This window comes from Streptomyces sp. 8N706, from assembly GCF_052245415.1.
GTDB lineage: Bacteria > Actinomycetota > Actinomycetes > Streptomycetales > Streptomycetaceae > Streptomyces.
Genome location: NZ_JBQQBW010000047.1, coordinates 1 through 22,219 on the forward strand (window position 1 = coordinate 1; position 22,219 = coordinate 22,219).

The window sequence follows — 22,219 nt, forward strand, 5'->3', positions numbered from 1 at the left end:
GCCGGGGAGGGAAGTCGTTGGTGACGATCAGGGTCTTGTCCATCGCCTGCCGACAGTAGCGGGTCGCCGGAGCGGGCCCCGCACGGGCTGAGCCCTCCGCCCCTGACCGCCCTGCACCGACCGCGCCCCGCCGTCTCCCCCGGCCCGTACCCCGCCCCCTTCGCCGCACGGCACCGGCCACCCCCGACCCTGACCGCGCCCCCCGTACGCCACGCCCGCCCGTGCCTCGTGGCCCGTACGCGGCCACGCCCGGCATGATGCACCGAGCACCGCAGAACGACATGGAACAGGACGAGGCGACCATGGCAGACGGCAGGACCCGTAAGCGCATGGACCGCCCGGCGAGCGCGACGCAGGCCTTGCCGCCCGCGCAGGAGGCGCTCATCGCCCCGGCGGGAGGGGCGGAGGGGAGCGCCGGCCGGCGCGGCGGGCGTACGGGCACGGACGGGGCGCGTCGCGGCCTCCGGACGCGCCCGCCGGGCCCGGGGCGCGCGCTCGCCCGGCCGGTGGCGGTGTGGGCGGTCACCCGCGCCGTGCTGCTGCTCTGCGTGTTCAAGGTCGTGGGCCTGCCCGGTCCGGATGTCACCGGCGACATCACGGTGATCTACCAGGGCTGGTACGAGGTGCTGCGGACCGGCACCTTCCCCCTGGACGACGTGACCTGGCAGTACCCGCCCGCGGCCGCGCTGCCCGTCCTCTCCCCCGCCCTGCTGCCGTTCCTGGACTACTCCTCCGCCTTCTTCGTGCTGGCCTGTCTGGCCGACGCGACGGTCCTCGCCCTGCTGCTCCGGGCCGGCCGGGCACCCGGCCGACAGCTCACCGGGGCCTGGGTGTGGGTCGCCGGAGCCCCGCTGCTCGGGCCCACCGCGTACGCCCGCTACGACGTGATGGTGACGGCCGTCGCCGTGGCCGCGCTCCTCGCCCTGCGGCGCCACCCGCGTACGGCGGGGGCACTCATGGCCTTCGGCGCGCTGCTGAAGGTCTGGCCGGTCCTGCTGCTCGCCGGGGTCCCGCGCGGCGGACGCACGCGCGCGTGCTGGAGGGCGGCCGCGGCCACCGGGGGCGCCGTCGTCCTGCTCGCCGCCGCGGCCGTGCCGGGCGCCTTCGGCTTCCTCACCGCCCAGCGCGACCGGGGCACCGAGGTCGAGTCCCTGGGGGCCCTGGTCTTCCATGTGGCGCGGCACTTCGGCTGGGAGGGCCGGGTGCTGCTCAACTACGGGTCGGTGGAGTTCCTCGGTCCCTACGTCACCGTGGTCAGCCGCCTCGCTCTCGCCCTCACCGTGGCGGCCTTCGGCTGGCTGCTGCTGTGGCGGCTGCGCGCGATGTCCCGGCGGTACGGGGACCGGCGCGCGGAGGGTCATGCACCACTGTCCACGCCGTACGACGCCGCCTTCGCCGCCGTCCTGCTCTTCACCACCACGAGCCGGGTGATCAGTCCCCAGTACATGCTGTGGCTGGTCGGCCTCGCCGCGGTCTGCCTCACCCTGCGCGGCAGCCGCCAGGGGCTGCCGGCGGTGCTGGTGCTGGCCGCGACGGCGACCACACTGCTGGAGTTCCCGGTCTGGTTCTCGCACGTGGTCGCGAGCGACCTGCCGGGGATCGCGCTCCTGGCACTGCGCAACGGGCTGCTCGTCGCCGCCACCCTGGTGTGCTGCCGCCGCCTGTGGCTGATGACGTCGGCCACGGTCGGCCCCGCTCGCCGCCCCGGCACGGCCTCCCCCGGCGGCTCGGCGGGGGTCCCCCCGCCGGAGGCCGGGGAAGTGCCCCCACCCGCGTTGCCCGAGCGGCCGAGCAGGCGCCCTACGCGGCCGGTCCGGCGCCTTGCGGCTGACGGCACCGGGCCACCTCGCTACCGGGCGGACCCCGACTGACGCGGCTGGGGCGTGTAGCCGCGCCACTGCGCGGTGAAGTGCGCCAGGTCCACGCCCAGCACCTCGCGCAGCGCCCGGTCCACGGCGTCCTCGCGCTTCTCCGCCCCGCCGATCGCCCGATAGAGCTCCCGCAGCCGGTCCTCACCCCAACGGTCGGCGATCATCCGGCAGGCGAGCCAGCCGCCCTCGTAGGCGACCGCCTGCCTGTTGCCGGGCCCCGCGAAGCCGAAGTCCTCGTCGCGGGGCAGGTGCCGGGGCAGCCGCCCCGCCGCCGCCTCCTGGGTGAGTCCGGGGGCGGCCTCCCGCGCCGTACGGCCCGTGCCGCGGTAGCCCGCCCAGTCGGCGAACCCCTCGGACAGCCACAGCGGGGTGGTGGCGGAGGTGTGCGCGCGGGTCGCCACATGGGCCGTCTCATGGGTCAGCACCACGTGCTGCCCGAACTCGCCCAGCCCGGCGTACGCCTCCGGATTGACGATCACCCGGTCCGCGGGCGCGTGCCGTGACGCCCCCGCCTCTCCCGTCGTCACCGCCGCCGTCCTCCGGTAATCAGCAGCGGGCGCGCCCAGCAGCTCCCCCATCCCCGCCGGCGACCGCGGTACGAGGACCATCACCCGGCGGGCCCAGCGGCCCCGCCAGGCACCGTCCACGGCCGGTACGGCGCGGTCGGCCGTCCGCGCCAGCCGGCGCAGCCGGTGCGCGTCCTGGCCGACGCCCAGCACCAGGCTGTGCCTGCCACGGGCGACGTCGACCTCGCCCTGCTCCCAGAGTTGGCGAGCCGGGTGCTCACCATCGGCCGACCAGGGGTCCTCGGCCGCGACGTACCAGCGGCCGTCCCGCTCGGTGAGCGTCAGCCGCCGCACCGCGGTCACCGGGGCCGTGTCGTATCCCTCGATGCCGTAGCGGAGCTGGACTTCGGCCGCGATGCGCCGGCCCTCGCCCCGGGCGGGTTCGAATCCGCCGGTGCGGGTGAGCCGGTACCGCCACTCCCGCAGCGGCACGTCCGCGAGGTTGTGGAAGAGCCGCCGCTGTCCGGCCCGGTAGCCGGTCGCCCGCGGGTCGGTGGCGGCCAGGAAGCGATCGGCGTCCCGGTCCAGCAGCGCCGCGGAACGCCGGTCCAGCATCCGCTGGACGGCCCGCTCGGTGCCGCCCCGGCCCTCGGAGGAGCCGCAGGCGGCCAGCGCCCCCGGCAGGATGAGGAACAGCGCCAGGGACAGCGCGGCCCAGCATCTCGCCCCGGTTCTCCGTTCCGCCACGCCGTCGATCGTACGGGCGAGACGGCCGCGGTCCGTACGCGCCGGACCGGTCGTACGGGTCGGACCGGTCGTACGAGTCAGACCCGGGTGACCGTGGGGCCGGGAATCATGGTCACCGGGTCGTAACGCACCTGGGCGCCGGGGTAAGGAGCGTGGACCACCTGCCCGTTGCCCATGTACATCCCGACGTGGCTGGCGTCGTCGTGATAGGTGACGAGGTCACCGGGCCGGGCCTGGGAGAGCGGCACCTGGCGCCCCGCATGGCGCTGGCCCTGCGAGGTCCGGGGGATCGCCACCCCGGCCTGGGCGTACGACCACTGGGTCAACCCCGAGCAGTCGAAGCCGCCCGGCCCCGCCATTCCCCAGACGTACGGCCGTCCGACGGCCGCGCGGGCCGCCGCCACGGCAGCCGCGGCACGGGAGGAGGACGGGCCCAGATCCGAGAATCCGCCGAAGGGGCCACCGGCACGGGAGCCGGCGCGCGAGGCCCGGCCGTACGCCTCCCGCTGCTCGGCGGTGAGGGAGTTGAGCAGCCGGCGGGCGGTGGCGAGCCGGCGCTCCACGGCCTTCTTGTGCCGGGCGACCTCGGCGCGGCTGCGCTCGAACTCGGTGAGTTTCCCGGCGGCTTCCTCGCGCTCCTGCCGCAGGGAGCGCTGGCCCTCCTGGAGGGCGCGCAGCCGGCCGGCCTGGTGGCTGCTGATGCGGTCCAGGGTGGACGCCTTGGCGAGATAGCTCTCCGGGTCCTCGGAGAGCAGCAGGGCGACGGCCGGGTCGAGACCGCCGGAGCGGTACTGGGCACCGGCGACGGCGCCCAGGCCGCTGCGCATCCGGTTGACCCGCTCCTGGGCCCGGGCGACCTCGTCCTGGATCTGTCCGACCTGCTCGCGCAGCCGGTCGCGGCGCTCGCTCGCCGCGTTGAACTTCTCGGTGGCCCGCTCCGCCTGCTCGTACAGCCGGTCCACCTTGGACTTCACATCGGCCGCGGTGTCACGCGGGTCGGCGCCCGCGGGCGCGGCCGACAGAGCCGCCGCCGCGGTCGCCGCGGCGGCGGAGAGGACCGACACCCGGGTCGTCGTATGGGTGAGGTTCGACGGCGAGGGACGGCGATGGGATGCCACGGGAAGCCGCACTCCCTTCCACGGTGTGCAGCCCCTGCCGCCCGGTCGGGCGGATCTTCATCCGGGAACTGCGCTCGCAGACAGTAGCGGTGCGACTGCGGAGCGTCCAAAGTGCGTTCCGGACACGGAAAGTGATGCCCCGCCGGAGACGCAGGTCACCGGCGGGGCGTGGAGTCAGCGGGGTGGTTGCGATTCGCCCGGATGGACGGTCCCTCCGCCGGGGCGTCAGATGCGGACGCCCGTCTGGAACGGCATGTTGCCGATGGCCTCGAAACGCACGCTCGCGCCGGGCTTCGGGGCATGCAGGATCTGACCGTTGCCCGCGTACAGGCCGACGTGGTGCTGGTCGCCGTAGAAGATGACCAGGTCGCCCGGCTTGAGTTCGCTCTGGCCGATACGGGTGCCGGCGTTCGCCTGGTCCTGCGACATCCGGGGCAGGGACACCCCGGCCTGGGAGTACGCCCAGGAGGTCAGACCGGAGCAGTCGAAGGAGCTCGGCCCGGTCGCGCCCCAGACATAGGGCGAACCGATCTTGGTCTTGGCGGCGGCGAGGGCGGCGGCGGCGCGCTGCGAGTCCGCCACGTCACTGCCCAGGTTCACACGGCTGTTGGCGCGGTTGGCACGGGCCTCGGCCGCGGCGAGCGCCGCCTTCTCCTTGGCCGTCAGGGAGTTGAGAAGGGACTGGGCCTCGGAGAGCTTGCCCTGGATCTCCTTCTTCTTGGTCCCCAGCGCCTCGCGGGTGTCGGCCAGCTCCTCGAGCTTCTGGGACGCCTCCTCGCGCTGCTGCGTGAGCGAGCGCTGCTTGTCGGCGATCTTCTGGAGCGCGTCGGCCTGCTTCGTGCTCAACTGATCCAGGGTGGAGGCCCGGTCGAGGTAGCTGTCCGGGTCGGAGGAGAGCATCAGCTGCACGGACGGGTCGATACCGCCGGAGCGGTACTGCGCGGTCGCCATCGAACCCAGGCCGTTGCGGAGCTCGTTCAGCTCCTCCTGGCCGCGGGCGACCTTGTCCTGGAGGTCGCCGACCTGCTCCTCGAGCTTCTGCTGCTTCTCCTTGGCGCCGTTGTACTTCTCCGTGGCGACCTCGGCCTCTTCGTACAGCTTGTCGACCTTGGCCTTGACCTCTTTCTTGGTCGGCTTGGGGTCGGCGTGCGCTGCCTGGGACGTGAGAGCGACTGCGGCGGCAGCGGTTGCGGTGAGCACTGACACGCGGGTGCGGCTCGGCTGCTTGGGTCGACGGTGGGACGCCACGGGGGCGAGCTCCTTCTTCCTCCAGCCGCCTACCGGGTGAGTGGGGGGTTGTTAAACCCCGGCTCCGGGTGCCCCGGCCTCCCCCTGAAGCCTGCAGAACACCGCGGACTCGGCGGTTCCTCCGCTGACATCCCGGATGGATGATCAACCGCGCGAAGGTTCGGGGCCTGACCCTAGTGACCTTCTTGTGATCGGTTCAAATCCTGATGCGAAAAAACTCTGTTGTGCCGCGCATTCTTTACAAACGTCATACAGCCAGTAGTGAGCGCCTGACACTACGTTCCATCAATTCGGGCATTGAACCCAAGAGTTGCTCAGGTGCGCGAAAGCCGCTTCAGCAGCAGAGCGGACGCAACCGGGCGGGCGCCCGCGCGCGCCACACCGTCGGCCACCTCGCGGTCCGTGGAGACCACGACGACCGGACGGCCGGGCGGCTCGGCCCGTACGAGCCGGCGGATCAACTCGTCGGCGGTCTGCCCGGGTTTGCTGAAGAGCACCCGGACTCCCCGCGGCGGCGCCAGCAGCACCGGCGCGGCCAGCTCCGCACCGTCGAAGACACAGGTCATCTCCGCGCCGGTCTGGGCCGCGAGGACGGCCAGGCCGCCCAGCAGCCGCAGCCGCTGCTTCTCCAGCGGCATGGTGGGATATCCGGTCTTGGTGACGTTGTAGCCGTCGACCACCAGATGCGCCTGCGGCAGCGCGAGCAGCTGGTCCAGCAGCGCCGGGTCGGTGTCGGACAGCGCACGGCTCGCGATGTCCTTCGGAGTCATCCTCCCCGGCTCCACCGCGTCCACGGTGTCGGCGGGATGCATCGACGCGGGCGGCAGTGCCAGCTCGCGCCGGAGCCCCTGCGCCGCGTCCAGCACCGTGTCCAGCAGCAACCGCACCCGCATGTCCTCCACGCTGCGACCCTCGCGCACGGCCCGCCGACTCGCCTCCAGGGCCCCCTCCGTCTCCGCGAGGCGCGCCTTGAGCCGCCGGGCCTCGCTCTCGGCGGTGGCCCTGTCCGCGGCGGCGGCGGACCGTACGGACTCCAGCTCGGCCACGGCCTTGCGCACCGCCGCCTCCCCGCGCCGTACGTCACTGACGGCGCTGCGCAGCTTGCGGTGCAGCCCGTCGGTCTCCTTGCGGGCCGCGTCCAGCTCCGCGCGCATCCGGTCGGACTCGGCACGGGCCGCGGTACGCGCCTCGGCCAGCTCCTCCCGCAGCCGCCGCACCTGGCGCGTGGCGTCCTCCTCCGCCCGCTCGGCCTGGGCCCGCTGCGCCTCCTCGCCCGCGGCGGCGACCAGCTTGACCCAGCCCTGCGGGCGCAGCACATACGCCGCCGCTGCCACATCCAGCGGATCGGCGGCGGCGGGCGGCGAGCCCGACTCCAGGGCCTCGGCCAGCTCGGGCTGCGCCTCACGCAGCCGCTCGCCGATGCGCTGCCGGAACAGTGCGTGACTCTCCAGCGCGGCGGCCATGGCATTGCCCGCGAACTTGGCCCGGCGGGTCGGGGTGAAACGGGCGTACTGTCTCAGCTGGGCCGGGAGTTCGGCCATGGTGAGGCCGCCGAAGGCATCCGCGGCGAGCGTGACGACCTTGCGCCGTACGCCCTCGGGCAGCGGGCGGTCGAGCACCTCAGCGGGACCGGCGGCCTCATCGGCCCCGCCGGCGCCCTCGCTACGCTCCACCACCTGTCACCGCTCCGTTCTCAGGCGTTCGCGCCCGGACGGTCCACCAGCTCGATCTGGTCCACCGCGTTGCACCAACGGCAGCGCACCGACTCGATGGTCTCACTGACCACCTCGCGCTCCTCGATCCTCGGCTCCCCGGCCAGGTCGAGGTGCACATACTCGACGGCCCGGGTCGAGCGGGTCACATCGAACCGGGTGAGATTGCCGCACAGGGTGCAGCGCCACCGGGTGTCGGCCGTCGGCTGGGGAACGCCCATCGTGTCGTCCTCGTCCTCATCGCTTGCTTGCTCGTCCGCAGTGCGCCGTCGAACTGCGGGAGTGCTTTCCGTAACCCTACGGCCTGCGGGGCGGAGGGCGCCGGGGCCGGGCGGCGCCACCGGGCACGGCGAGGCGCTCTGTGCAGGTTGATCCAGTTAGGCCATGCTCTGCTCATGATCCCCAAGGCGCTCAGGACGAAGCAGGAGGTGATGGGCGCGTTGCGGGCCGCACGCGGCGGGCCCGTGGTGACGTACGCCCTCCTCGGTCTCTGCTGTCTGATCTTCGCCATCGGACCGGCCTCCGGTCTCGACCCCGCTCACAGCTCCGAAGGAGACCTGCTGGCGGCGCAGACCGCCCATTTCGAACGCTGGGGGGTGATTCCCAGCGAGCTCCTGGCCGGGTCCCCGCGCGCGCTGCTGACCCCGCTGACCGCCCTGTTCGTCCACGGGAACTGGCTGCACCTGCTGGGCAACATGCTCTTCCTTTTCGTTTTCGGCGGGATGGCCGAGGAGCGGATGGGCCGGTTCGCCTTCGCGCTGTTCTATCTCACCGTCGGCTGTCTGGCCCTGGCCGGCTACGCGGCCGTCCACGCCGACTCCGCCCAGACCCTGGTCGGGGCGTCCGGCGCGATCTCCGGAGTGCTGGGCGCCTTTCTCTACCTCTTCCCCGGAGCGCGGGTGACCAGCCTCTTTCCGTTCCTCTTCTTTCTGCCGCTCCGCTTCCCGGCCTGGATGGTGCTGATCTTCTGGTTCGTGCTCCAGTGGCTGGCCGCGGGCAGGGCCACGGACCAGCCGGGGGTGGCCTATCTGGCCCACCTCATCGGCTTCTGCCTCGGCTTCCTCTACGCGTGGGCCCGTTACCGGGGGGAGCGAGAGTGGCGCGGAGCGCCGTCCGCCCAGGGGGGCGGGGGGCCACAGGAGCGCTGAGGGGGTGGTCGTGGGAGAACGCCCAGGGGCTGAGGCAGCGGCGCGGAGCGCCGTCGGTCGCGGGCTAGAGTGAGCAGCCCAGTCAGGGCGACCGAGGGAGACAGCCAGCCGTGATCACCGCGATCGTGCTCATCAAGACCAGCGTGGACCAGATCCCCGAGATCGCCGAGTCGATCGCGGCGCTGGAGGGGGTCAGCGAGGTCTATTCGGTCACCGGCACGTACGACCTGGTGGCCATGGTCCGGGTGGCGCGGCACGACGATCTGGCGGACGTCATCCCCGGCCGGATCAGCAAGATCCCCGGCGTGGCGGCCACGGACACGCATGTGGCTTTCCGCACGTACTCCCAGCACGACCTCGAGGCCGCCTTCGCGATCGGCCTCGACGCGTAGCCGTCTGCCGCTGCGGGCCTTCGGCGCCTCCCGCGCCCCGGACGTCCGGTCTCCAGCGGGGCCCGGGAAGGCCTCCGCGGTGCTGGGTTCCGTCGTGCGGTCCGCGGGACGGCGGCTCCGCCGAGACCGCTCGGGGTACGCGCCGTGACGGGCCCCGCCGGGGTTCAGGCCACGGTCGTGCCACGGTCCGGGACGCAGCGGCCGTCCTCCGTGCGGTAGCTCCAGCGGGCGCCGTCGCGGACGAGTTGCTGCACCGCGTCGGCAAAGCGGTCGATGTGCTCGTCCGGGGTCCCGGCGCCGAAGCTGACGCGGATGGCGTTCAGCGACGGTTCACCGGGGGCCGCGTCCGGCGCCCCGCACTCCCCCGGGGGCTCCGGCTCCCCGCCGAGCAGGGTCCGTACGAGCGGGTGCGCGCAGAAGAGGCCGTCGCGCACCCCGATGCCGTACTCGGCGGAGAGCGCGGCCGCGAAGTGGGAGCTGTTCCAGCCCTCCACCACGAAGGAGATGACGCCGACCCTCGGAGCGTCCTCCCCGAACAGCGACAGCACCTTCACCTCGGGCACCCTCGCCAAGCCCTCCCGCAGGCGTGCGAGGAGCCGCTGCTCCCGCGCGACCAGCGCGTCGAAGCCCGCCTCGGTCAGCGCCTTGCAGGCCGAGGCGATGGCGTGGACGCCGATGACGTTCGGCGAACCGGCCTCGTGGCGGGCCGCGGTGGTGTGCCAGTCCACGTCCACACCACCGTCGGCGCGCCGGCTGACCGTGCGGCTCGCGCCGCCGCCCGCGAGGTACGGCTCGGCGTCCCGCAGCCAGTCGGCACGGCCCGCCAGCACCCCCGAGCCGAACGGCGCGTACAGCTTGTGTCCGGAGAAGGCGACCCAGTCGACGTCCAACGCGCCGATGTCCACCGGGTGGTGCGGGACGAGCTGCGCGGCGTCCAGCACGATCCGCGCGCCGCGCGCATGGGCCGCCGCCGCCAACTCCCGTACGGGCCACAGTTCACCGGTCACATTGGACGCCCCCGTCACGCACACCAGCGCAGGGCCGTAGGGCTCCCGCGCGGCCAGGGCCCGCTCCAGAGCCTCGACAGCCTGCTCCGGTGCGCGCGGCGCGCCCAGGTAGGTGACGTCGACGCCCGCACGCTGCTGCCACGGCAGCAGGGAGGCGTGGTGCTCGGTCTCGAAGACGAACACCCGGGTGCCGTGCGGAAGGGCGGAGGCCAGAAGGTTGAGGGAGTCGGTGGTGGAGCGGGTGAAGACGACCTGGTCCTCGTCGCGGCAGCCCAGGAACCGGGCGACGGCGGCGCGGCTGTTCTCGAAGAGGTCGGTGGACAGCTGGGAGAGGTATCCGGCGCCGCGGTGCACGCTGCCGTAGTACGGGGCGTAGGCGGCGACGTCGTCCCAGACGCGCTGCAACGCCGGTGCGCTCGCCGCGTAGTCGAGCGCCGCGTAGGTCACCTCACCGCCGGTGACGAGCGGTACGAGCACATCCCGGCCGAGAACCGGCAGCGGACCGTCCGTCGCCCCAGGGGCGGGATCGGCGGAGGCGGCGGACAGAGCGGCGGAGGCCGCGGGGGCGGCAGGGCGTGCGGACATGGCGGAGTCTCCTCGGAGTACCGGCGAAATGGCTCGACAACGCACGCGGCGACATGAGTCGGGGCGTACGGGACATGGCCTCGACGCGCCGCTGAGACGGCACGGAGGTGTGAAGGGGCCTTCGGCCCGAGGGCGTGTTTCGAAAGTAGCGCCGTCCGCCCGAAGGGCGGGGGTCGCGGCGGCTGGTGCGTGCGATCGCAAGGCGGAGGGTCGTCCTCGTACTGGGCGTACTCGGACGAGCCCGACAACGCAGCGAGCGTGCGTGCCAGGCGTCGCGGGCCTGGGGGCACCTCCCGGACGGAGTCTGGGGGAGGGACTTTCGAAACACGCCCTAGCGCATTCGCTGACTCACAGAGATCTCCCTCGACCACCAGGACCCCTGGATCGCGAGGGGTCCGCGCTTGCCGCAGACCTTGCTGACTGCGACCTGGTCATCACCCGGGGCACCCCGCCACGGACGGAGGGTTGCCGGACAGCGAGCCGGGGCCTGTTGCGCTGTCACTCGTGACCTGACGGGAATTATGCCAGGTCATCAACGGTGGGCAACTCGTGTCCGGATGACGGACATACGGGTCCGGCAACGGATGCGCGAAGGGGCCCGGGAAGAGCCGGGGCCCTTTCGTCGGTGCGGTTCGTCGGTGCGGTTTCGTCGGTCCGGTTGCGTCGGTACGGCGGGAGTCGTCCGACCGGCCGGACAGGACCGCAGGACCACACCGCAAAGACGCAGGCAGGACCCCGCCGGCCGTCAGCGGGGGACTGTCACCACCCCGCAGCCTTCGGCGGACGGCTTCACCACCACGGCGACACCGCGCTCGGCAGTGGGCAGGGCACCGGTCAATGCCGTGCACATCGCACTGCGGTTCAGCCGTTGCTGGCGCCGATCCAGCGCTCCAGGGTCCGCCGGGCCGCGCCCGAGTCGACCGATTCCGCGGCCTTCTCCATACCCGCCGCGATCTGCTCGGCCAGCGGCGCGTCGGTGGGCTCCATGGCCACCAGGGCCGCGGCCGAGTTGAGCAGCACCGCATCCCGTACGGGGCCCTCCTCGCCGGCCAGCAGCCGCCGCGCCACATCCGCGTTGTAGGAGGCGTCGGCGCCGCGCAGCGCCTCGACCGGCACCACGTCGATGCCCACGTCGCGCGGGTCGAAGGCCTCCCGCCGCACGGCCCCGTCCCGTACGACCCACACCTGCGAGGTGGCGGTCGTGGTGAGCTCGTCCAGGCCGTCGTCGCCGCGGAAGACCAGGGCGGACGAGCCGCGTTCGGCCAGCACTCCGGCCATGATCGGCGCCATCCGGGCGTCCGCGACACCCGTGGCCTGCGCCCGTACCCTCGCCGGGTTGGTCAGCGGGCCGAGGAAGTTGAAGATGGTGGCGATCCCCAGCTCGCGCCGCGCGACGGCGACATGACGGAGCGCGGGGTGGAACTTGACCGCGAAGCAGAAGGTGATGCCGGCCTCCTCGGCGACCTCGACCACCCGCCGCGGCGACAGCTCCAGATTGACGCCCAGCTTCTCCAGGACGTCCGAGGCCCCGCTCGCCGACGAGGCAGCGCGGTTGCCGTGCTTGACGACCTTCGCGCCGGTCCCGGCCACGACGATCGCCGACATCGTGGAGATGTTCACGGTCTTGGCACGGTCACCGCCGGTGCCGACGATGTCGACGCTCGGTCCCGGAACCTCGATGAGGTTCGCGTGCTCGTACATGGTGCGTACGAGGCCGGTGACCTCCGGGACGGTCTCTCCCTTGGCGCGCAGAGCGACCGCGAAGCCCGCGATCTGCGCGTCCGTCGCTTCGCCTCGCATGATGCGGTCCATGGCCCAGGCGGTGTCGTCGGCGTTCAGGTCCTGGCCCGCCAGCAGTGAGCTGAGGACGTCCGCCCAGGTGCGGGCCGCCTCGCCACTGTCGCTACCGGCTGAGGTCACCGTGCCCATGGTCCGCTCCTGGATCCGTCGTGAACAGGGAGTGCGGCCCCTGGGGGCCACAGGTAAGCCTATCGGCGTAGCGCAGTCGTACGACCCGGCGCCCGGAGTGCGGACAGGACCGGTGTGCGGGGACAAGACCGGAGTGCGGACAGGACCGGAGCGCGGACGAGGCCCAGGGCACGGGCCCCACACGAGGGCCCCGCCGGGGCTGCGCACGGAGCCCACCGCCGCGCCCCCCACCGCCGATGGCCCGAGCCCGAGGGCCCCGCGCCGACCCGGGCGGGGTCGGAACGGGGCCCTCGTGTGTGACGACAGGCGATCGCGGCTCAGTGGTGGCCGTGGCCGCTGGTGATCTCCTGGTACTCCTCGGCGCTCGGCTTGGGGATCTGGTTGCCCTCCCCGTAGAAGCCCTTCGAGAGCTTCGCCCGCAGCTTCTGCGTAGGCGAGATCTTGCGCCGGACGCCGTTCTCGTCGAGTTCCGGCCCGAGCTCGAGCGGCTGGTGCTGGTCGTGCTGGGTGAGCGTGTAGAGCGCCTCCTGCCGGAGCGGCTCGTGCACCTCCACGTACTCACCGTGCGGCAGTCGCTTGATGATGCCGGTCTCGCGACCGTGCAGCACCTTGTCCCGGTCCCGCCGCTGCAGACCCAGGCAGATCCGCTTGGTCACCACGAAGGAGAGCACCGGCAGGACGAAGAAGCCGATCCGGCCGAACCAGGTGATCGCGTTGATCGACAGATCGAAGTGCGTCGCCCAGATGTCGTTTCCACCGCCGACGAGCAGGATGAAGTAGACGCTGAGCCAGGCCACGCCGAAGGCCGTACGGGTCGGGGCGTTGCGCGGGCGGTCCAGGATGTGGTGCTCGCGCTTGTCCCCGGTCACCCAGGACTCGAGGAACGGCCAGATGGCGATGGCGACCAGCACCAGCGGGAAGATCATCAGCGGGATGAAGACACCCAGAGCGAGGGTGTGCCCCCAGAAGTTGATCTCCCAGCCCGGCATCAGACGGATCAGGCCCTCGGAGAAGCCCATGTACCAGTCGGGCTGGGCGCCGGTGGACACCTGGTCCGGCCGGTAGGGGCCGAGCGCCCAGATCGGGTTGATGCTGGCGACACCGGAGATGGCCGCGATCAGACCGAAGACCAGGAAGAAGAAGCCTCCCGCCTTGGCCATGTAGACCGGCAGCAGCGGCATGCCGACGACGTTCTTCTCCGTCTTGCCGGGTCCCGGGAACTGCGTGTGCTTGTGGTAGAAGACCAGGATCAGGTGCGCCACCAGCAGGCCGAGCATGATGCCCGGCAGCAGCAGTACGTGGATCGAGAAGAACCGCGGCACGAAGTCCGTCCCGGGGAACTCCCCGCCGAAGAGGAAGAACGAGAGGTACGTGCCGACGATCGGCATGGAGAGGACCGCGCCCTCCATGAACCGGACACCGGTACCGGACAGCAGGTCGTCCGGCAGCGAGTAGCCGGTGAAGCCGGTGAACATACCGAGCACCAGCAGCAGGAAGCCGAACAGCCAGTTGAGCTCACGCGGCTTGCGGAAGGCTCCGGTGAAGAACACCCGCATCATGTGGACGAACATCGCCGCGATGAAGATCAGGGCGCCCCAGTGGTGGATCTGCCGGATGAGCAGACCACCACGGACGTCGAAGCTGATGTCCAGCGTCGAGGCATACGCCTCGGACATCCGCACGCCCTGCATCGGAACGTAACTGCCGTCGTACACGACCTCGTTCATCGCCGGGTGGAAGAACAGCGTCAGATACACACCCGTGAGGATGATGACGATGAAGCTGTAGAGCGCGACCTCACCCAGCATGAAGGACCAGTGGTCCGGGAAGATCTTGCGCATATTGGCCTTGGCCAGGCCGTAGATGCCCAGGCGGCCGTCCGCCCAGTCGGCGAGCCGCTCGCCGCGGGGCGCTTGGCGCCTGTCCTCTGCAGTACTCATCCGCGCTCCCAGAAGCTCGGGCCGACCGGCTCCGCGAAGTCGTCGAGCGCTTCGAGGTAACCGTCCTTGTTCACACCGATCCGCAGCTGCGGCAGAGCGTGACCGGCCGGGCCGAAGATCACTCGACCGCCGTCGGAGAGGTCGAAGGTCGACTGGTGGCACGGGCAGAGCACGTGGTGCGTCTGCTGCTCGTACAGGCTGATCGGGCAACCGACGTGGGTGCAGATCTTCGAGTACGCCACGATGCCCTCGTGCGACCAGTCGAGCTCGCGCTTGTCCTTGATGTTCTCCGGCTGGAGCCGGACGATCATCAGGGCCGCCTTCGCGATCTCCTTCTGGAAGTCGTGCTCGTCCTCCTCCAGCCCCTCGGGCTGGGCGAAGGTCAGCGAGCCGACAGCGACGTCCTCGGGACGGAGGGGCTCCTGGGTGTTCACATTGACCAGCAGCTTGCCCCTTTCCCACAGGGTGTGCCGGAGCTTGGTCTCGGGCAGCGGGCCGAGGTCACGCAGGAGCACCAGACCGGAGAGCGGCACCATGGCCAGCGCTCCGAACATGGTGGTGCGGATCAGCTTGCGCCGGCCGAAGCCCGACTCCTCGGCACCTGCCTTGAAGTCGGCCATGACCTTGGCCTTGACCTCGGGCTCGGCCTCGATCGGGTGCCGTTCCTGGGCGGTCTCCACATCGGACATCAGGGTGCGGGCCCAGTGGACCGCGCCCGCGCCGATGCAGAACAGCGCCGCGCCGAGGGTGACGCCCAGCGAGAAGTTCAGCGCGCTGATGTTGCCGATCGGGAAGATGTAGACGATCTTCTCGATCGGGATGGCCACGTAGGCGGCGATGAAACCGATGGTGGCCAGCATCGAGAGCGTGAACAGGAAGGCGACGACGCGCTCGGAGCGCTTGGCTGCCTTCTTGTCGATGTCCTGGATGCGGTGCTCGTGGGGCGGCAGCCCGGGGTCGGCGAACGGGGCTTCCGCGACGGCTACCGTGCCGGTCCCGGCCGTTGCCTGCTCACTCGGCAGGTGTTCTTCGGACACGTCTTTGTTGGATCCACTCTGACTCATGACTTCTTGGCCTTTGCGGTGCGCGCGGCGACCCAGATGGCGGTGGCGATCATCACGCCCAGGCCGAAGATCCAGCCGAAGAGGCCCTCGCTGACCGGGCCGAGCCCACCCAGCTCGAAGCCGCCCGGCGACTCCGCCTCATCACTGTTGACCGTGTGGAGGTACGCGATGACGTCCCTCTTGTCCTGCTCGGGCATCGTGGTGTCCGGGAAGGAGGGCATCTGCTGCGGGCCCGTCTGCATGGCCTCGTAGATGTGCTTCGGCTCGACGTTGTCGAGTTCCGGGGCGTACTTGCCCCCGGTGAGGGCGCCGCCCTTGCCGGTGAAGTTGTGGCACTGCGCGCAGTTCGTGCGGAAGAGGTCTCCGCCCTTCGCGATGTCCGCGCCCTGGGGGTCGTACTGCTCCTCGGTGGGTGTGGTCGGGCCCGCACCGAGCGAGGAGATGTACGCGGCCAGCTGGTCGGTCTGGGCCTGGGTGTAGACCTTGGGCTTCCGCGGCACCTGGGCACCGGGCTGCTGGGCCGGCATACGGCCGGTGCCGACCTGGAAGTCCACCGCGGCGGAGCCGACGCCGACCAGGCTCGGTCCGTCGGTGGTCCCCTGACCGCCGGTGCCGTGGCAGCTGGCGCAGCCCACGGAATAGAGCTTCTTGCCCTCCTCGATGGCAAGGGACTGGGCGGTGTCATCGGCCTGTGCCTTGTCCGCGGGCGCGAACGCGGCGTACAGCCCCCCGGTGACCGCCAGCGCGAAGAGTAGGACGACGAGCGCCGCCAGCGGATGGCGCCGTCGTGCGGAGAGCTTTTTCACGGATTACCCCGGTGTCAGGATCTTCTGCGTCGATGCTTCTGGATATGTCTGTGGAGCGCGGGTCCGGTGGGCCCGTTACTTGATCATGTAGATCGTGGCGAAAAGGCCGATCCAGACGACATCGACGAAGTGCCAGTAGTAGGACACGACGATGGCCGCCGTGGCCTGTTCGTGGGTGAACCTCCTGGCGGCGTACGTCCTGCCCAGAACCAGCAGGAAGGCGATCAGACCGCCCGTCACGTGCAGGCCGTGGAAGCCGGTGGTCAGATAGAACACGGAGCCGTACGCGTCGGACGAGAGCGACAGGCCCTCGTGCTTGACCAGCTCGGTGTACTCGAAGACCTGGCCGCCGATGAAGATCGCGCCCATGATGAACGTGACCACGAACCAGGCGCGCAGCTTCTTCACATCACCGCGCTCGGCGGCGAAGACGCCGAGCTGGCAGGTGAGGGAGGAGAGCACCAGGATCGTCGTGTTGGCCGCCGAGAAGGGGAAGTTCAGGAAGTCGGCCTGCTGCTTCCAGAACTCGGCGCCGGTCACCGATCGCAGGGTGAAGTACATCGCGAAGAGGGCCGCGAAGAACATCAGCTCGGAACTCAACCAGATGATGGTTCCGACGCTGGTGAGGTTCGGCCGATTGACCGACGGGTGCGCGGGCCCGGTTTCTACTGTCGTTGCTGTCGCCACGACCGACATTATGTCGGTCGCTTATCCCGCCCTCACCCCGGGGGGTGCCGTTCGGTGTGTCAACGACGTGTGCCCTGCTCATACGGCCCAGGGAAGCCGTAGCTCGAAGGAGGGAAGCACCGCTTCCGGGCCTTTTGGCCGGGGGCCGCGCGGACCAGTCCTGACGTGCCGTCCGCCCGGTTCCGGATCCGTACGACCCCTCCTCCGGCGGGCGCGTCGCGGAGTAGCATCCGCGCAACGGCCCGGCTCCGGGACGCGCTGACGACAAGCATGGAGGAACTATGCAGCCGACCGCCACGGTGCTGGTCTACAGCGACGACGCCGACACCCGCCAGCAGGTACGGCTGGCGACGGGGCGGCGCCCGGCCGCCGGTCTGCCGACGGTCGAGTTCGTGGAGTGCGCCACCCTGCCGGCGGTTCTGAGCGCCCTGGAAGCGGGCGGCGTCGACGTCTGCGTACTGGACGGCGAAGCGGTTCCCGCCGGCGGGATGGGGGTCTGCCGGCAGATCAAGGACGAGATCTTCCGCTGCCCGCCGGTGCTGCTGCTGATCGGCCGCCCCCAGGACGCCTGGCTGGCGACCTGGAGCCGGGCCGACGCCGCGGTGACGCACCCGGTCGATCCGGTGGAGTTCGCGGATGCACTGGCCGGGCTGCTGCGTACGCGGCTGGCCATCGAGGCCTGAGATTGCGCTGCCCAGGGCCTGAGGGCCCTGGGACCTCGGGCCTGGCGCTCAGGGCTACGTCCCGCAGGGTTGGAGCGTCAGGTCCAAGGCCTGAGGGCCGGGCCCCTGGACCGAGCCTCAGGGCCGGGTCTCGAGGCGGGGCCTTCAGGGCCGGGTCTCAAGCCGGGACCCCCAGGGCCGGGTCTCGAGGCAGGGTCTCAGGGCCGGGTCTCGAGGCGGGGTCTCTGGGCCGGGCGTCAGATCTGGGGGCGGAGGCGGGCCGCGTCGACGGGCGTGCTTTCGACATGGCTCCCCACGGGGGTCAGGGAGCTGGCCTGGCGCCACTTCGCCCAGTCCACGTTCCAGTCCCCGAAGCCGTTGTCGAAGGCGGTCATCATCGAACCGCCGCTGTTGACCACCTGGACGATGTCGCCGAGCTTCACGGTGTCGAAGAACCACTTGGCGTTCGCGGTGCTCATGCCCGTGCATCCATGGCTGACGTTGGCCGCGCCCTGCGATCCGACGGACCAGGGGGCTGCATGCACGTACTCGCCGCTCCAGGTGACCCGGGTGGCCCAGTAGACCCCGAGGTCGTAGAAGTCCGAGGAGCCGATGCTGGCGCTGGTCATCCGTACGAAGGATTCCTTGGCGAGGACGACCTTGACCCCGTTGCGGGTGTCGTAGCCGGGCTTTCCGGTGGTCACCGGGATGGTGCGGATGACCTTGCCGTTGCGCTTGACGGTCATCACATGGGCCGCGGCGTCGGTGATGGCCTCGATCCGGTCGCCGATCTTCAGCTTCAGGGAATTCGCCGGGCCTCCGTAGAGGCCGTTGCCCACCTTGATCCCGTCCAGGGAGCTACGCACCTGGATCCTGGTCCGGGCGGGCCAGTACTCCTGCGGACGGTAGTGCAGGGTCTTGTCGTTCACCCAGTGCCAGCCGCCGTCCACCCGGGGCTGGGAGTCGACCTTCAGCGCCCGTTCGACGGTCTCGCGGGCGGCGCGGTCGGTGACGGGGGCGCTCAGCTCGGCAGTGACGGGCTGGCCCACGCCGTAGGTACCGCTGTCGGGGCCGAACTTCACCCGTATGAGCTTGTCCGCCGCTTTCGTGTCGAAGCCGACGGTACGGAGGCCGGGGGCGCCCTCCTCGTTCTCGGTGCTCACCCGGACGGTGTAGTGGGCGCCTGCGGCCAGCGATGTCGTGCTGCGCCATCGAGCCCCGTCGGCGGAGAGTTCGCCGCGCAGATAGCGGCCTGAGGCGTCCGTGGCGGTCACGTCGGTTATTCGGCCGTTGTCGCCCTTGGCGGTTATCTCCAGCGGCTTGTCGGGGTCTATCTTCCCGCCTTCGTCCGCGTTCAGGGCCACCTGGCCGGATGCGTCGAACGGCTGGGCGGACAGGGGGTGCCCGTCGCCGTCGCAGGCGGTGGCGAACACCGTCAGAGGGGCTATCAGCAATGCGCAGCTCGCTGCTGTCCGGAATCGCGAAGTGTGACTCATGGTCACAAATTAGGAAATAGGTGAGGGATCGGCGCGTCGAGCGCGGGCAAATGGGTGAAGCCCGGCAACCTGGAAGGTTGCCGGGCCTCATCGTGCGGTGCTCCGCGAGGAGCTACTGGTTGGCGTTCTCGCCCCGGTAGTACTCGAAGACCCAGAAGAACAGGCCGAAGAGGATGATGGGCAGCGAGAAGTAGAGCAGCCACCAGCCGAAGACGATGCCCATGAAGGCGAAGGCACCGCCGATGGCCAGGGACAGCGGCTGCCAGCTGTGCGGGCTGAAGAAGCCCAGCTCGCCGGCGTCGTCGGCGACGTCCGCGTCCTTGCGGTCCTGCGCCCCCGTGTCCACCCGGCGGGCGGTGAAGGCGAGGTAGTAGCCGATCATGATGCTCAGGCCGAAGGCGAGGAACAGCGCCGTGGTGCCGACCGGCTCCTTCGACCACACGCCGTACACGATGGCCATGGCCAGGATGAAGATGGCCAGCCAGATGAACATACGTCCCTGGATCTTCACTTTCCTGCCTCCTTGCCACCGGCCAGCGCCGTCGCACCCGGGGCGGCGTGCTCGAGCTGGTCGAGCGCGGCGATCTCCGGGTGGTGCAGGTCGAACGCCGGGGATTCGGAACGGATCCGCGGCAGGGTGAGGAAATTGTGCCGCGGCGGCGGGCAGGAGGTCGCCCACTCCAGCGAGCGGCCGTAGCCCCACGGGTCGTCGACCTCGACCTTCTTCCCGTACTTGGCGGTCTTCCAGACGTTGTAGAAGAACGGCAGGACCGACAGACCGAGCAGGAAGGAGCTGATGGTCGAGATGGTGTTCAGTGCGGTGAAGCCGTCGGCGGCCAGGTAGTCCGCGTAACGCCGCGGCATGCCCTCCGCACCCAGCCAGTGCTGGACGAGGAAGGTGCCGTGGAAGCCGATGAACAGCGTCCAGAAGGTGATCTTGCCGAGGCGCTCGTCCAGCAGCTTGCCGGTGAACTTCGGCCACCAGAAGTGGAATCCGGCGAACATCGCGAACACCACGGTGCCGAAGACCACGTAGTGGAAGTGGGCCACCACGAAGTACGAGTCCGAGACGTGGAAGTCCATCGGCGGCGACGCCAGGATGACGCCGGTCAGACCACCGAAGAGGAAGGTGACCAGGAAGCCCACCGTCCACAGCATCGGCGTCTCGAAACTCAACGACCCCTTCCACATGGTGCCGATCCAGTTGAAGAACTTCACACCGGTCGGAACCGCGATCAGGAACGTCATGAACGAGAAGAACGGCAACAGCACACCGCCCGTGACGTACATGTGGTGCGCCCACACCGTCACCGACAGACCCGCGATCGAAATCGTCGCCGCGATCAGACCGATGTAGCCGAACATCGGCTTACGGCTGAAGACCGGGACCACTTCGGAAACGATGCCGAAGAACGGCAGCGCGATGATGTACACCTCGGGATGGCCGAAGAACCAGAAGAGGTGCTGCCAGAGCAACGCGCCGCCATTCGCCGCGTCGAAGATGTGCGCCCCGAACTTCCGGTCCACCTCCAGCGCGAACAGCGCGGCGGCCAGCACCGGGAAGGCGATGAGCACCAGCACACCGGTCAGCAGCACGTTCCAGGTGAAGATCGGCATCCGGAACATCGTCATGCCGGGGGCGCGCATGCAGATGATCGTGGTGATGAAGTTGACCGAACCCAGGATCGTACCGAAACCGGAGAAGGCCAGACCCATGATCCACATGTCGGCGCCCACGCCCGGCGAACGCACCGCGTCCGACAGCGGGGAGTAGGCGAACCAGCCGAAGTCGGCGGCGCCCTGCGGGGTGAGGAAGCCACCCACCGCGATCAGCGAGCCGAAGAGGTAGAGCCAGTAGGCGAACATGTTCAGCCGCGGGAACGCCACATCGGGCGCACCGATCTGCAGCGGCATGATCCAGTTCGCGAAACCGGCGAACAGCGGCGTCGCGAACATCAGCAGCATGATCGTGCCATGCATCGTGAACGCCTGGTTGAACTGCTCGTTCGACATGACCTGCAGTCCCGGGCGGGCGAGTTCGGCGCGCATGAGCAGCGCCATCACTCCGCCGATGCAGAAGAACGCGAACGACGTGACGAGGTAGAGCGTACCGATCGTCTTGTGGTCGGTGGTCGTCAGCCACTTCACCACGGCATTGCCGGGCTGCCTGCCACGCACCGGCAGCTCGTCCTCGTACGAGGCAGTGTCGGCACCCTGGGGTTCGTTGAGGATGCTCATTCGGTGTTCGTCTCCGCATTCTTCTCGGCTGCCGTCTGGGAAATGCCCGACGGGATGTAGCCGGTCTGGCCCTGCTTCGCCAGGTCCTTCAGGTGCGCCCGGTAGCGCTCCGGGGAGACGACCTTGACGTTGAAGAGCATCCGGGCGTGGTCGACGCCGCAGAGCTCGGCGCACTTGCCCCGGAAGGTGCCCTCCTTGTTCGGCGTCACCTCGAAGACGTTGGTGTACCCGGGAATGACGTCCAGCTTGAAGAGGAACGGCACCACCCAGAAGGAGTGGATGACATCCCGGGAGGTCAGGATGAACTGGACCTTCTCACCCTTGGGCAGCCACAGCGTCGGGCCCGGGTCGCCGGTCTGCGGGTTGCGCTCGCCCGGGGTGCCCGTCTCGTAGACACCCTCGGCGCCCTTCGGGGCGGTTGCGAGCTTCTTGTCCGGGATGGAGTTGAGCTGCGCGGGGATCTTGGCCGGGGTGCTGAGGTTCCCGTCGACGTTCTCCAGGTAGTTGAAGCCCCAGCTCCACTGGTAGCCCACCACGTTGACGACGTGGTCCGGCTTCTTGGAGGTCTTGAGGAGCTCGCTCTCATCGCGTGCGGTGAAGTAGAAGAGCACCGCGACGATGATGATCGGGACCACGGTGTAGAGGGCCTCGATCGGCATGTTGTACCGGGTCTGCGCGGGGACCTCGACCTTGGTCCTGCTGCGGCGGTGGTAGACGACCGCCCACAGGATGAGGCCCCAGACCAGCACGCCTGTGGCGAGCGCTGCCGCCCAGGAGCCCTGCCACAGGGAGAGGATCCGCGGCGCCTCCTCCGTGACGGGGGTGGGCATACCGAGGCGGGGGAAGTCCTTATATGTGCAACCGGTGGCGGTCGCAAGGACCAGGCCCGCGGCCAGCGCCTGCGGCAGCTTCCGCCGCATCGGGCGCCGCGACGAGCGGTCGGAGCCGTTGGGACTCACGTAGCGCCTTCCCGAGAGTCTCGCCCGCGCGGCCGGCTGCGGCCGTCTGCTGGTCGGTCGCCGGCCCTGGCGCGGGCAGGGGTTTGGATGTTTATGCGGGCCAA

At 70.4% G+C, this 22,219-nt stretch carries 19 protein-coding genes and 1 riboswitch; of the genes, 4 read left to right on the forward strand and 15 right to left on the reverse strand.

Going from position 1 to position 22,219, the window contains the following annotated elements; all coding sequences use genetic code 11:
- Window positions 1–257: 257 nt before the first annotated feature.
- Window positions 258–1,871, forward strand: coding sequence for a glycosyltransferase 87 family protein (locus ACTWQE_RS19020; protein ID WP_443330168.1), 1,614 nt, complete (start codon window positions 258–260; stop codon window positions 1,869–1,871).
- On the opposite strand, the gene ACTWQE_RS19025 is transcribed toward ACTWQE_RS19020, so the two are convergent.
- The 5 genes from ACTWQE_RS19025 to ACTWQE_RS19045 all read right to left on the reverse strand — a co-directional run bounded on the left by ACTWQE_RS19025 (window position 1,850) and on the right by ACTWQE_RS19045 (window position 7,423).
- Window positions 1,850–3,124: a hypothetical protein gene (locus ACTWQE_RS19025; protein ID WP_443330169.1), complete on the reverse strand. Its 1,275-nt coding sequence runs from the start codon at window positions 3,122–3,124 to the stop codon at window positions 1,850–1,852. The two genes, ACTWQE_RS19020 and ACTWQE_RS19025, sit on opposite strands and share 22 nt — an antisense overlap.
- 77 nt (window positions 3,125–3,201) lie before the next feature.
- Window positions 3,202–4,242, reverse strand: coding sequence for an NlpC/P60 family protein (locus ACTWQE_RS19030; RefSeq protein ID WP_443330170.1), 1,041 nt, complete (start codon window positions 4,240–4,242; stop codon window positions 3,202–3,204).
- 225 nt (window positions 4,243–4,467) lie between these two features.
- Window positions 4,468–5,490: an NlpC/P60 family protein gene (locus tag ACTWQE_RS19035; protein ID WP_443330171.1), complete on the reverse strand. Its 1,023-nt coding sequence runs from the start codon at window positions 5,488–5,490 to the stop codon at window positions 4,468–4,470.
- Window positions 5,491–5,804: 314 nt separating this feature from the next.
- Window positions 5,805–7,166: an NYN domain-containing protein gene (locus tag ACTWQE_RS19040; protein WP_443330172.1), complete on the reverse strand. Its 1,362-nt coding sequence runs from the start codon at window positions 7,164–7,166 to the stop codon at window positions 5,805–5,807.
- Between the two features lie 17 nt (window positions 7,167–7,183).
- Window positions 7,184–7,423 carry a hypothetical protein gene (locus ACTWQE_RS19045; protein WP_443330173.1) on the reverse strand — a complete coding sequence of 80 codons (240 nt, stop codon included), beginning with the start codon at window positions 7,421–7,423 and terminating at the stop codon, window positions 7,184–7,186.
- 174 nt (window positions 7,424–7,597) lie between these two features.
- Between ACTWQE_RS19045 and ACTWQE_RS19050 the strand changes: the two genes are divergently transcribed.
- Together ACTWQE_RS19050 and ACTWQE_RS19055 are read left to right on the forward strand one after the other, a co-directional pair.
- Complete coding sequence (locus ACTWQE_RS19050; RefSeq protein WP_443330174.1) at window positions 7,598–8,350, forward strand: rhomboid family intramembrane serine protease; 753 nt, start codon at window positions 7,598–7,600, stop codon at window positions 8,348–8,350.
- Window positions 8,351–8,460: 110 nt separating this feature from the next.
- Window positions 8,461–8,742 carry an Lrp/AsnC family transcriptional regulator gene (locus ACTWQE_RS19055; protein ID WP_443330175.1) on the forward strand — a complete coding sequence of 94 codons (282 nt, stop codon included), beginning with the start codon at window positions 8,461–8,463 and terminating at the stop codon, window positions 8,740–8,742.
- A gap of 164 nt (window positions 8,743–8,906) precedes the next feature.
- On the opposite strand, the gene ACTWQE_RS19060 is transcribed toward ACTWQE_RS19055, so the two are convergent.
- The 6 genes from ACTWQE_RS19060 to ctaE form a co-directional block, all read right to left on the reverse strand.
- Window positions 8,907–10,334, reverse strand: a complete 1,428-nt coding sequence (locus ACTWQE_RS19060; RefSeq protein WP_443330176.1) for an aminotransferase class V-fold PLP-dependent enzyme — start codon at window positions 10,332–10,334, stop codon at window positions 8,907–8,909.
- Window positions 10,335–10,726: 392 nt separating this feature from the next.
- A riboswitch (SAM riboswitch) is annotated at window positions 10,727–10,844 on the reverse strand.
- Between the two features lie 351 nt (window positions 10,845–11,195).
- On the reverse strand, window positions 11,196–12,263 hold the full coding sequence (gene trpD, locus ACTWQE_RS19065; RefSeq protein ID WP_443330177.1) for an anthranilate phosphoribosyltransferase: 1,068 nt from the start codon (window positions 12,261–12,263) through the stop codon (window positions 11,196–11,198).
- A 317-nt stretch (window positions 12,264–12,580) separates the two neighbouring features.
- On the reverse strand, window positions 12,581–14,203 hold the full coding sequence (qcrB, locus tag ACTWQE_RS19070; protein ID WP_443330178.1) for a cytochrome bc1 complex cytochrome b subunit: 1,623 nt from the start codon (window positions 14,201–14,203) through the stop codon (window positions 12,581–12,583).
- On the reverse strand, window positions 14,200–15,267 hold the full coding sequence (gene qcrA / locus ACTWQE_RS19075; RefSeq protein ID WP_443330179.1) for a cytochrome bc1 complex Rieske iron-sulfur subunit: 1,068 nt from the start codon (window positions 15,265–15,267) through the stop codon (window positions 14,200–14,202). The genes qcrB and qcrA overlap by 4 nt, the downstream gene beginning before the upstream one ends.
- Window positions 15,264–16,073 (reverse strand): cytochrome bc1 complex diheme cytochrome c subunit, encoded by an 810-nt coding sequence (gene qcrC / locus ACTWQE_RS19080; protein ID WP_443330180.1) that lies wholly within the window; start codon window positions 16,071–16,073, stop codon window positions 15,264–15,266. Before qcrC ends, qcrA begins: the two co-directional genes overlap by 4 nt.
- Before the next feature lie 75 nt (window positions 16,074–16,148).
- On the reverse strand, window positions 16,149–16,769 hold the full coding sequence (gene ctaE, locus ACTWQE_RS19085) for an aa3-type cytochrome oxidase subunit III (RefSeq protein WP_443330181.1): 621 nt from the start codon (window positions 16,767–16,769) through the stop codon (window positions 16,149–16,151).
- Window positions 16,770–17,041: 272 nt separating this feature from the next.
- Here ctaE and ACTWQE_RS19090 point away from each other — a divergent pair, with 272 nt between their 5' ends.
- Window positions 17,042–17,443 (forward strand): hypothetical protein, encoded by a 402-nt coding sequence (locus tag ACTWQE_RS19090; protein WP_443330182.1) that lies wholly within the window; start codon window positions 17,042–17,044, stop codon window positions 17,441–17,443.
- A gap of 236 nt (window positions 17,444–17,679) precedes the next feature.
- Here the strand turns inward: ACTWQE_RS19090 and ACTWQE_RS19095 are convergent, their stop codons facing one another.
- The 4 genes from ACTWQE_RS19095 to ctaC all read right to left on the reverse strand — a co-directional run bounded on the left by ACTWQE_RS19095 (window position 17,680) and on the right by ctaC (window position 22,115).
- Window positions 17,680–18,918 carry an Ig-like domain-containing protein gene (locus ACTWQE_RS19095; protein WP_443330183.1) on the reverse strand — a complete coding sequence of 413 codons (1,239 nt, stop codon included), beginning with the start codon at window positions 18,916–18,918 and terminating at the stop codon, window positions 17,680–17,682.
- Window positions 18,919–19,030: 112 nt separating this feature from the next.
- A complete protein-coding gene (locus ACTWQE_RS19100; protein WP_443330184.1) occupies window positions 19,031–19,429 on the reverse strand; it encodes a cytochrome c oxidase subunit 4 in 399 nt (132 codons plus the stop codon).
- On the reverse strand, window positions 19,426–21,156 hold the full coding sequence (gene ctaD / locus ACTWQE_RS19105) for an aa3-type cytochrome oxidase subunit I (RefSeq protein ID WP_443330185.1): 1,731 nt from the start codon (window positions 21,154–21,156) through the stop codon (window positions 19,426–19,428). Before ctaD ends, ACTWQE_RS19100 begins: the two co-directional genes overlap by 4 nt.
- Complete coding sequence (gene ctaC, locus ACTWQE_RS19110) at window positions 21,153–22,115, reverse strand: aa3-type cytochrome oxidase subunit II (RefSeq protein ID WP_443330186.1); 963 nt, start codon at window positions 22,113–22,115, stop codon at window positions 21,153–21,155. Before ctaC ends, ctaD begins: the two co-directional genes overlap by 4 nt.
- Window positions 22,116–22,219: the final 104 nt, after the last annotated feature.